Below are 10557 nucleotides of genomic sequence, written 5' to 3'. Positions count from 1 at the left end.
CCAACCAAGAGCCTGATTTCATGAGCGTACACGCCCTCTCCACGCAAAAGACCGAAGCGAGCCTGCTCAGCCTCGATGAACACCGGCCGGGTCGTGTCGGCCGCTGGCTGGTGTTGGCGGGTTTCGGCGGCTTTCTGTTGTGGGCCGCGCTGGCGCCCTTGGACAAGGGCGTGCCGGTCAGCGGCAGCGTGATGGTTGCCGGTAGCCGCCAGGCCGTGCAGCACCCCACGGGCGGGGTGATCGAACAGTTGCTGGTACGTGACGGTGACACGGTGAACGCCGGGCAGGTGCTGCTGCGCATGGACCCGACCCAGTCCCAGGCCCAGGTCGGTTCGTTGCGGGTGCAGTACGTCAACGCCCGCGCCGGGGAGGCGCGGCTGCTGGCCGAGCGCGATGGTCGGGCGACGATTGCCTATCCCGAAGACCTGTTGGCCCAGGCGAATCTCCCCTGGGTGGCCACGGTGTTGGAAGGGCAGCGCCAGCTGCGTGGCAGCCGGGCCCAGGCGCTGGACATGGAGCTCGGCGGCCTGCGCGAGAGCATTGCCGGTGCCGAAGCCTCGCTGCAGGGGCTGCAAGGTTCGCTGGCCAGCAAGCAGGCCCAGCGCGATGCGCTGGACGAGCAGTTGCGCGGCCTGCGCGAGCTGGCCCGGGACGGCTATATCGCCCGCAATCGCCTGCTCGACAGCGAACGCCTGCTGGCGCAGGTCAATGGCTCGATCGCCGAGGACTTCGGCAACATCGGCCGCACCCGGCGCCAGGTGCTGGAGCTGAAGCTGCGTATCGGCCAGCGCCAGCAGGAGTACCAGAACGAGGTGCGCCAGCAGCTCGCCGAACTGCAGGCCAGCGCCGAGGACCTGGGCAACCGCTTGCACAGCGCCGAATTCGAACTGGCCCATGCCCAGGTGCGGGCCCCGGTGGCCGGTACCGTGGTCGGCCTCAGTGTGTTCACCAGCGGCGGGGTCATCGCTCGCGGTCAGCAACTGATGGAGATCGTGCCGCGCGACGCGCCTTTGCTGGTCGATGCGCGGGCCTCGGTGGAGATGATCGACCGCCTGCGCCCCGGCTTGCCGGTGGAGCTGATGTTCGTGGCGTTCAACCAGAGCACCACGCCGCGGGTGGACGGCGAGGTGACCCTGGTCTCGGCCGACCGCCTGGTGGACGAGAAGACCCAGCAGCCCTACTACCAGGTACGTATCAAGGTCAGCGAACAGGGACTGGGGCAACTGGCGGGCCTGGATATCCGCCCCGGCATGCCGGTGGAGGCCTTCGTGCGCACCGGCGAACGCTCGATGCTCAATTACCTGTTCAAACCTTTGGCCGACCGGGTGCACGTTGCCCTGGCGGAGGAGTAGGGTGATGCCGGTCTCTTTGCGTTTCGCAGGCCTGTTGCTGCTGCTCAGCAGTCTCTCGGCGCAGGCCCTGGACCTGGGCGATGCCTATGCCCTGGCCCTGCGCAACGACCCGACCTGGCAGGGCTCGATCGCCGAGCGTGAGGCCGGGCTCGAAAACCGGGCGATTGGCCGCGCTGGTCTGCTGCCGAAGCTGTCGTACCGCTACAACCGTGCCCGCAACGACTCGGAGGTAACCCAGCGCAGCCAGTTCGGCGACGTGACCACCCAGCGCGACTACCGCAGCTACAGCTCGACCCTGACCCTCGAGCAGCCGCTGTTCGACTATGCCGCCTGGAGTGACTACCGCCGTGGCGTGGCCCAGGCCGCGTTGGCCGACGAACGCTACCGTGGTCGTGGCCAGGAACTGATGGTGCGGCTGTTCGGCGCCTACAGCGAGGCGCTGTTCGCCAACGAGCAGATCGCCCTGGCCCAGGCCCAGCGGCGCACCTATGCCGAACAGTTGCAGCTCAACGAGCGACGGCTCAAGGGCGGCGAGGGCACCCGCACCGATGTGCTGGAAACCCGCGCCCGCCACGAGCTGGCCCAGGCCCAGGAGATCGAGGCCGGGGACAGTCTCGACGCGGCGCTGCGCAGTTTGCAGGCGATCATCGGCGAGGCGGTGACGGTCGAGGACCTGGCGCCGATGACCCGCGATTTCCACATCCAGCCGCTGGCGCCAGCGCGCTTCGAACCTTGGCGCGACCTGGCCGTGGCGCATAACGCCGAACTGGCCAGCCAGCGCCACGGGCTCGAGGTGGCCGAACAGAACATCGAACGTCAGCGGGCCGGTCATCTGCCCTCGTTGAGTGCCTATGCCAGCAAGGGTATATCCAGCTCCGAGAGCAGCTATAACCAGCGCTACGACACCGACAGCATCGGCGTGCAGTTGAGCGTGCCGCTGTTCGCCGGTGGCGGCGTGTCGGCGTCGGTGCGCCAGGCTCGGGCCCAGCGGGATGCCGCGGGCTTCGAGCTGGATGCGCAACTGCGCGACACGGTCAACCAGTTGCGTCGGCAGTTCAACCTGTGCGCCAGCGGCACGGCGAAGATTCGCGCCTACGACCTGGCGGTCAAGGCGGCTACAGCCCTGGTGCAGGCCACGCGCAAGAGTGTGCTGGGGGGCGAGCGAGTCAACCTCGATGTGCTGGATGCCGAGCAGCAGTTGTTCGGCGCTCGACGCGACCTGGCCCAGGCGCGGCACGAGTACCTGCGGGCGTGGTTGCAACTGCGCTACCTGGCGGGGGTGCTGGAGGTGGGGGATTTGCAGGTGTTGAATGGGTACTTCGCGGCGCACGGCCAGGGCCACTCAGCGGGTTGATCGTGGAAGCGGGCTGCCATGCATGAAGCAGACAAAAAAGGGAGCCGACGATGCGCGTGCGGCTCCCCTCGATGACCGTCCTGGTCAGCGATCAGTGTTCGGCGACCGCCTTGCGTCGGGGCGCCTCGTTGCCATGCTCGTCCAGCTCCATCACCGGTACCTCGTTGCCGTCGGCGTCGAACAGCTTGCCATCCTTGAAGTAGTCGCCATCACGCAGGGCAGAAATGTCCGAGTACTGGATGGTGCGCTCGTAGGCCGCGGCGAACACCGACTGGTTTTCCGAGTTGCCGGTGGTGAAGTGGTTGAACATCAGGTTCAGCACAATCGCCATGATCGCCGCCGAGCTGATGCCGGAGTGGAAGATGGTTTCGAACCAGCTGGGGAAGCTGTGGTAGAAGTTCGGCGCCGCGATCGGGATCATGCCGAAGCCCAGCGACGCGGCGACGATGATCAGGTTGACGTTGTTCTTGTAGCTGACTTTCGACAGGGTACGGATGCCGCTGGCGGCCACGGTGCCAAACAGCACGATACCGGCGCCACCGAGTACCGGGGTAGGCACTGCCGCAATCACCCGGCCCATGATCGGCAACAGCCCGAGCACCACCAGGATCACGCCGCCGGTGGCCACCACATAGCGGCTCTTCACGCCGGTCACTGCCACCAGGCCGACGTTCTGGGCGAAGGCGCTCTGGGTGAACGAGCCGAAGATCGGCGCCAGGATGCTCGATGCCATGTCGGCGCGCAGGCCGTTGCCCAGGCGCTTGGAGTCGACCTTGGTGTCGATGATCTCGCCGACCGCGAGGATGTCCGCCGAGGTTTCGACCAGGGTCACCATGATCACGATGCACATCGACAGGATCGCGGCGATGTGAAAGGTCGGCATGCCGAAGTGGAACGGGGTGGGGAAGGCGAAGATCGGGCCTTCGGTGACCTTGCTGAAATCGGCCATGCCCAGCGCCCAGGCGATCAAGGTGCCAGCGACCATCGCCAGCAGGATCGACAGGCGCGAAATGCTTGCGCTGCCCAGCTTGCTCAGCAGCAGGACGATGGCGAAGGTCAGCGCCGCCAGGCCGATGTTGGCCATGCTGCCGAATTCTGGCGAAGCGCTGTTGCCGCCCATCACCCAGCGCGCGGCAACGGGCATCAGGGTGAGGCCGATGGTGGTGATGACGATGCCGGTCACCAGGGGCGGGAAGAACTTGGTGATACGCGAGAACACCGGGGTGATCAGGAACCCGATCAACGAGGCCGCCATCACCGCGCCCAGCACCGCCGGCAGGCCACCGCCACCCTGGCTGCCGAGAATCGCGCCCATGGTCGCCACGCCCGCGAACGAGACGCCCTGGACCAATGGCAGCTGGCAACCGAAGAACGGTAGCCCCAGCGTCTGCAGCAACGTCGCCAGCCCACCGGCGAACAACGAGGCAGCGATCAGCAGGCCGATTTCCGCCGGGGCCAGGCCGGCGGCCTGGCCGAGGATCAGCGGTACCGCGACGATCCCTCCATACATGGTCAGGACATGCTGCAGCCCGTAGGCCAGGTTGGCGCCAAGGCCGAGGTTTTCGTCCTCGGGGCGCGGGGCGGGAGACGTGCTGGGGGACGTGGTCATGGAGCAGGCTCTCTGTTTATTGTTGTGGCGCTACTGTAGACAACTCTGACAAAACATTACCACAAGAATTGTATACAAAGTTTTGATCGTAGCGCCGGCATGGGTGCCGTCAGGGTGCGCGAAACCCTGATGCACGTTGCGTTCCAACGTGTCGGAGGCTGTTCTAGAGGGATGTGTACAGGAGGGCTTGAAACTGATGTAAAGCTGTCTGGCTGGACAGGAAAGTCGTCACAGCCAGATTGTTAGCAGGCTAAGAGATATCAATCTTCGATGAGTTCGCGCAGCTCGCGCATCATTTCGGTGCTGTCTGCCAGGTTCAGTTCCACAAGACGGTGCAGATGAGTCATCGAATCGATATCGATGTGCAGGCAGATGAAACCCAGGCGGCTCGGCTCGTCGTGGCGCAGTTCGACCTGCATCTTGACCTGGGTTTTCTTGTCGTTGAGGTGGATGACTGCGTCGAAGTCCTGGGTGGAGTCGGCATCCCAGGGTTGTGGGCGCTCTACCAGCAAGCCCTTCAGCGACAGGTCGAGGAGCTTCACCGGCCAGCGACGTTCGCCCTGGCGCAGTTCGGTAGGGGCATCGAAGGCGATGCGCTGGAAACGGCGGCGTTCGTCGTGGGCGCTCATGGTGGTTTCTCCGGGTGACATCCTGACTATAGTGAGTTTGGTATGTGCATCAGGTACCGCAATCTGGCCGCAGAGGCTCTAGACCAAAGCAAGTGTGGCAATGCGCGATGACACGCCCTAGACTCGATGGGCGGTCTTTTCCAATCCACCAGCTGGAAGTAAACCATGAACAACAATAATAGCCTGCTACGCCACATTCCGTGGCTGGCGCTGGCAGTCATAGGGGCCTGCGCGCTGGGTGTGGTTGCCCTGCGTCGCGGTGAGGCGATCAACGCCTTGTGGATCGTGGTCGCGGCAGTGGCCATCTACCTGGTTGCCTACCGTTACTACAGCCTGTTCATCGCCACCAAGGTGATGCAGCTCGACCCCCGCCGGGCCACGCCCGCGGTACTCAACAACGATGGCCTGGACTACGTCCCGACCAACAAGCACATTCTTTTCGGCCACCACTTCGCCGCCATCGCCGGCGCAGGTCCCCTCGTGGGGCCGGTGCTCGCCGCGCAAATGGGCTACCTGCCCGGCACGCTGTGGCTGATCGCCGGCGTGGTGCTGGCTGGCGCGGTGCAGGACTTCATGGTCCTGTTCCTGTCCACCCGCCGCAACGGCCGCTCGCTGGGCGACATGGTCCGCGAGGAAATGGGCCGCATCCCCGGCACCATCGCCTTGTTCGGCTGCTTCCTGATCATGATCATCATCCTCGCGGTGCTGGCGCTGATCGTGGTCAAGGCCCTGGCCGAGAGCCCATGGGGCATGTTCACGGTGATGGCGACCATCCCGATCGCGATGTTCATGGGCGTGTACATGCGCTATATCCGTCCGGGCCGCATCGGCGAGATCTCGATCATCGGCGTGGTGCTGCTGCTGCTGTCGATCTGGCTGGGGGGCCAGATCGCCGCGGATCCGGTGTGGGGCCCGGCGTTCACCTTCACTGGCGTGCAGATCACCTGGATGCTGGTCGGCTACGGCTTCGTCGCCGCGGTGCTGCCGGTGTGGCTGGTGCTGGCGCCGCGTGACTACCTGTCTACCTTCCTCAAGATCGGCACCATCGTCGGCCTTGCCATCGGCATCCTGATCATCGCCCCCGAGCTGAAAATGCCGGCGCTGACCCAGTTCACCGACGGCACCGGCCCGGTGTGGAAGGGCACCCTGTTCCCGTTCCTGTTCATCACCATCGCCTGCGGCGCGGTGTCTGGCTTCCACGCGCTGATCTCCTCGGGGACGACGCCCAAGCTGCTGGACAACGAAACCAACGCCCGCTACATCGGCTACGGCGGCATGCTGATGGAGTCGTTCGTCGCCATCATGGCCATGGTCGCCGCCTCGGTGATCGAGCCTGGCGTGTACTTCGCCATGAACAGCCCGGCCGCGGTGGTCGGTGCCGACGTCGCCTCGGTGGCGCAAACCGTCAGCAGCTGGGGCTTCCTGATCACTCCCGAGCAGCTCGAGGCGGTGGCCCGTGACATCGGCGAGCACACCATCCTGGCCCGTGCCGGCGGTGCGCCGACCCTGGCGGTGGGGATCGCGCAGATCCTCCACCAGGTGCTGCCGGGCGAGAACACCATGGCGTTCTGGTACCACTTCGCCATTCTGTTCGAGGCGCTGTTCATCCTCACTGCCGTGGACGCCGGTACCCGTGCCGGGCGCTTCATGCTCCAGGACCTGCTGGGCAGCTTCGTGCCGGCCCTCAAGCGCACCGAGTCGTGGACCGCCAACCTGGTCGGCACCGCCGGCTGCGTGGCGCTGTGGGGTTACCTGCTGTACCAGGGCGTGATCGACCCGCTGGGCGGCATCAACACCCTGTGGCCGCTGTTCGGCATCTCCAACCAGATGCTGGCCGGTATCGCCCTGATGCTCGGCACCGTGGTGCTGATCAAGATGAAGCGCGAGCGCTATATCTGGGTCACCCTGGTGCCGGCCGTGTGGCTGCTGATCTGTACCACGGCGGCAGGCCTGATCAAGCTGTTCGACCCGAACCCGGCGGTTGGCTTCCTGGCCCTGGCCAAGAAGTACAGCACCGCGCTGGACGCCGGCCAGGTCCTGGCCCCGGCCAAGGACATCGGGCAGATGCAGCACGTGATCTTCAACGCCTACACCAACGCTGGCCTGACCATCCTGTTCCTGGTGGTGGTGTTCAGCGTGCTGTTCTTCGCCATCAAGGTCGGCTACGCCGCCCTGGGTCGCAAGGAGCGCAGCGACAAGGAAACCCCGTTCCAGGCCCTGCCTGACGCTTGAGAGGACTGCCGCGATGTTCAACGACCTGGGTCGACTGGGTAAGTACCTGGGGCAGGCAGCCCGCCTGATGGTCGGCATGCCCGACTACGACAACTATGTCGAGCACATGCAGAAGAAGCACCCGGACAAGCCGGTCATGACCTACGAGGAGTTCTTCCGCGAGCGTCAGGAAGCGCGCTATGGTGGCAAGTCCGGGCCCAAGTGCTGTTGAACCCGCAGTACGCGTGAGCCAGTGGGAGCCCGGGCAACCGGGCTCCCACTTTCATTTTCAGCTGCAGGAGACAACCGCGTGCAAACGCCGATTCCCGTTACCGTGCTGACCGGCTTTCTTGGCGCCGGCAAGACCACATTGCTCAAGCACATGCTCAAGGCCGAGCATGGCCTGAAGCTCGCCGTGATCGAGAACGAATTCAGCGAGGCCGGCATCGACAGCCAACTGCTGGGCGATGAACCAGTGCAGGTGATGACCCTGGCCAACGGCTGCGTGTGTTGCAGCATCCATGGCGACCTGACCCGTGCCCTGTACCTGCTGCTCGAACGCCTGGACGCCGGTGAAATCGCCTTCGATCGCCTGGTGATCGAGTGCACCGGCCTCGCCGACCCGGCACCCGTGGCACAGACCTTCTTCATCGACGAAGAGCTGCGCGAGCGCTATATCCTCGACGGCATAATCACTTTGGTCGACACCGCTCACGCCGAGCTGCACCTGACCCAGGCCATCGCCCAGGCCCAGGTGGGCTTTGCCGACCGCCTGCTGCTGAGCAAGACCGATCTGGTCGAGCCGCAGGTGGTGGACGCCCTGCGCGAGCGCCTGGCCCGCATCAATGGCCGGGCGGCGATCCGCGTGGTCGAGCACGGCCGCATCGGCCTGGCCGAGTTGCTCGATGTGCGAGGGTTCAACCTTAACCCGGACCTGGGCATCAGCCCTGGGCCCAGCTTGCGCCCGGTCCTCAAGCCCGCGACCCCGGATCGTATTTCGACCCTGGTGCTGCGCAGCGAAACGCCGTTGGATATCGATCGGCTCAGCGACTTCATGAACGAGCTGCTGGAGGAGCACGGCAAACAGCTGTTGCGCTACAAGGGCGTGTTGAATATCGCGGGTGAAGATCGCCGTTTGGTGTTCCAGGGGGTGCTGAAGTTGTATGGGTTCGACTGGGACGCCGAATGGAAGGAGGGCGAGTCGCGGGAAAGCGTCATGGTGTTCATCGGCGATGAACTGCCGGAGGCAAAGATTCAGGCTGGTTTCGAAGCTTTGAGCCACACCTGAGTGGGATACCGCCGACTATTCGATGCCGCCGTAAGGCGGCATTTTTTTGGCCTCGTTTCAGCAATCAGGCCAGTCGAGGTGGCCGCTTGCAGGGGGTACTTTTTTTGGTACACTTGGCTGCGTCGGATCTAAAAATAGATGTGCAGTTCTTCCGTAGTGCGTTGGGTAATGAGCCCGTGAGGGAGTGGCTGAAGGATCTGGCACGTGAAGAGCGCTACCTGATTGGCATGGAGATCAAGACCGTTCAGTTGGGATGGCCACTTGGCATGCCCTTGGTCAGAAAGCTGGAGCACGGGCTTTGGGAAATCCGTATCGACATGGGGCATGTCGTTGCCCGTGTACTGTTCACGATCATGGATGGGGTGATGTTCATGCTCCATGGATTCATCAAGAAAAGCCAGAAAACGCCTTCGGCAGACCTGGTACTGGCCAGGCAGCGCAAGGCCAGCTTACGGAGGTCAACTACATGAACCCGCATATCGGTTCGAACTTCGATGATTTTCTCGCCGAAGAGGGCATCCTCGAAGAGGTCACGGCGGCTGCGCTGAAACGGGTGATCGCCTGGCAACTGACGCAGGCGATGAAGCAGCAAAAGATTAGCAAGAAGGCCTTGGCCGAGCGTATGCACACCAGCCGAGCGGCGCTCGATCGAGCCTTGGATCAGACTGACGCCGGCATGACCTTGGCCACCTTGGCTAGCGCTGCCAGGGCCTTGGGGCAGCGTGTGGAAATACGTCTCGTGCCGGATGTCGCTCCAGCCCGGTGAACACGCAGAAAAAAGCCCGGCACATAGCCGGGCTTTTTCACATCAAGCGTCTGCCAATCAGTTGCCGTACACCGGCAGCTTCTTGCAGATGGCCTTGACCTTTTCACGCACGGCGTCGATCACCGCTTCGTTGTTCAGGTCGGCCAGGATGTCGCAGATCCAGCCGGCCAGCTCACGGCACTCGGCTTCCTTGAAACCACGGGTGGTGACGGCTGGGGTGCCGAAACGCAGGCCCGAGGTGACGAACGGCGAACGTGGGTCGTTCGGGACCGAGTTCTTGTTGACGGTGATGAAGGCCTTGCCCAGGGCGGCATCGGCGTCCTTACCGGAGATTTCCTGCTTGATCAGCGACAGCAGGAACAGGTGGTTCTCGGTGCCGCCGGAAACGACGTCGAAGCCACGCTCGATGAATACGCTGGCCATGGCCTGGGCGTTTTTCACGACCTGCTGCTGGTAGGCCTTGAACTCAGGCTGCAGCGCTTCCTTGAAGCAGATCGCCTTGGCGGCGATGACGTGCTCCAGCGGGCCGCCTTGGGCGCCCGGGAAGACCGCGGAGTTGAGCTTCTTCTCGATGTCGGCGTTGGCACGGGCCAGGATCAGGCCGCCACGTGGACCGCGCAGGGTCTTGTGGGTGGTGGTGGTGACCACGTCGGCGAACGGCACAGGGTTCGGGTACACGCCAGCGGCGACCAGGCCAGCCACGTGGGCCATGTCGACGAACAGGTAGGCACCGACCTTGTCGGCGATTGCGCGGAAGCGGGCGAAGTCCAGAACCTGCGAGTAGGCCGAGAATCCGGCGACGATCATCTTCGGCTTGTGCTCGACAGCCAGGCGCTCGACTTCGTCGTAGTCGATCAGGCCATTGGCGTCGATGCCGTACTGGATGGCGTTGTACAGCTTGCCCGAGGAGGAAACGCTGGCACCGTGGGTCAGGTGGCCGCCGTGGGCCAGGCTCATGCCCAGGATGGTGTCACCGGCCGACAGCAGGGCCAGGTAGACGGCGGCGTTGGCCTGGGAGCCGGCGTGCGGCTGGACGTTGGCGTAGTCGGCGCCGAACAGTTCCTTGGCGCGGTCGATGGCCAGTTGCTCGACGACGTCGACGTACTCGCAACCACCGTAGTAGCGCTTGCCTGGGTAGCCTTCGGCGTACTTGTTGGTCAGTACCGAACCCTGGGCTTCCATGACAGCGGGGCTAGTATAGTTTTCCGAAGCGATCAGCTCGATATGCTCTTCCTGGCGCAGAGCTTCTTGCTGCATGGCTTCGAAGAGCTCGGCGTCGTACTTGGCAATGGTCAAATCACGGCTGAACATGGCGGTCCTCAAGGATCGGGCTGAATTGGGGGTGCAT

The 10557-nt window shown here is 64.1% G+C and carries 10 protein-coding genes; 7 read left to right on the top strand and 3 right to left on the bottom strand.

Translation table 11 applies throughout. The annotated features are described in order from the left end of the window. Window positions 1-20 precede the first annotated feature (20 nt). Together E3U47_RS21590 and E3U47_RS21585 are read left to right on the top strand one after the other, a co-directional pair. Window positions 21-1352, top strand: a complete 1332-nt coding sequence (locus tag E3U47_RS21590; RefSeq protein WP_134693632.1) for an HlyD family type I secretion periplasmic adaptor subunit — start codon at window positions 21-23, stop codon at window positions 1350-1352. Between the two features lie 4 nt (window positions 1353-1356). Next, complete coding sequence (locus tag E3U47_RS21585; RefSeq protein ID WP_134693631.1) at window positions 1357-2706, top strand: TolC family outer membrane protein; 1350 nt, start codon at window positions 1357-1359, stop codon at window positions 2704-2706. A gap of 91 nt (window positions 2707-2797) precedes the next feature. On the opposite strand, the gene E3U47_RS21580 is transcribed toward E3U47_RS21585, so the two are convergent. Both E3U47_RS21580 and E3U47_RS21575 read right to left on the bottom strand, forming a co-directional pair. Further along, complete coding sequence (locus tag E3U47_RS21580; protein ID WP_134693630.1) at window positions 2798-4315, bottom strand: nucleobase:cation symporter-2 family protein; 1518 nt, start codon at window positions 4313-4315, stop codon at window positions 2798-2800. 260 nt (window positions 4316-4575) lie between these two features. After that, window positions 4576-4944, bottom strand: a complete 369-nt coding sequence (locus E3U47_RS21575) for a PilZ domain-containing protein (protein ID WP_134693629.1) — start codon at window positions 4942-4944, stop codon at window positions 4576-4578. 165 nt (window positions 4945-5109) lie between these two features. Here E3U47_RS21575 and E3U47_RS21570 point away from each other — a divergent pair, with 165 nt between their 5' ends. From E3U47_RS21570 to E3U47_RS21550, 5 genes are all read left to right on the top strand, one after another. Continuing rightward, on the top strand, window positions 5110-7176 hold the full coding sequence (locus tag E3U47_RS21570; RefSeq protein WP_134693628.1) for a carbon starvation CstA family protein: 2067 nt from the start codon (window positions 5110-5112) through the stop codon (window positions 7174-7176). Window positions 7177-7189: 13 nt separating this feature from the next. Next, window positions 7190-7387 (top strand): YbdD/YjiX family protein, encoded by a 198-nt coding sequence (locus tag E3U47_RS21565; protein ID WP_134693627.1) that lies wholly within the window; start codon window positions 7190-7192, stop codon window positions 7385-7387. A gap of 78 nt (window positions 7388-7465) precedes the next feature. Beyond that, on the top strand, window positions 7466-8443 hold the full coding sequence (yjiA, locus tag E3U47_RS21560; protein ID WP_134693626.1) for a GTPase: 978 nt from the start codon (window positions 7466-7468) through the stop codon (window positions 8441-8443). An 86-nt stretch (window positions 8444-8529) separates the two neighbouring features. After that, entirely contained in the window at window positions 8530-8913 is a 384-nt protein-coding gene (locus tag E3U47_RS21555; RefSeq protein ID WP_256660322.1) for a type II toxin-antitoxin system RelE/ParE family toxin, read from the top strand. Continuing rightward, window positions 8910-9209 (top strand): helix-turn-helix transcriptional regulator, encoded by a 300-nt coding sequence (locus E3U47_RS21550; protein WP_134693625.1) that lies wholly within the window; start codon window positions 8910-8912, stop codon window positions 9207-9209. Before E3U47_RS21555 ends, E3U47_RS21550 begins: the two co-directional genes overlap by 4 nt. 57 nt (window positions 9210-9266) lie before the next feature. On the opposite strand, the gene glyA is transcribed toward E3U47_RS21550, so the two are convergent. Continuing rightward, a complete protein-coding gene (gene glyA, locus E3U47_RS21545; protein WP_134693624.1) occupies window positions 9267-10520 on the bottom strand; it encodes a serine hydroxymethyltransferase in 1254 nt (417 codons plus the stop codon). Window positions 10521-10557: the final 37 nt, after the last annotated feature.

This window comes from Pseudomonas sp. RIT623 (assembly GCF_004519305.1).
In the GTDB taxonomy this organism is placed as follows: Bacteria; Pseudomonadota; Gammaproteobacteria; order Pseudomonadales; family Pseudomonadaceae; genus Aquipseudomonas.
Note: the sequence above shows the minus strand (reverse complement) of the source record. Positions and strands in the feature narration are given on the sequence as shown.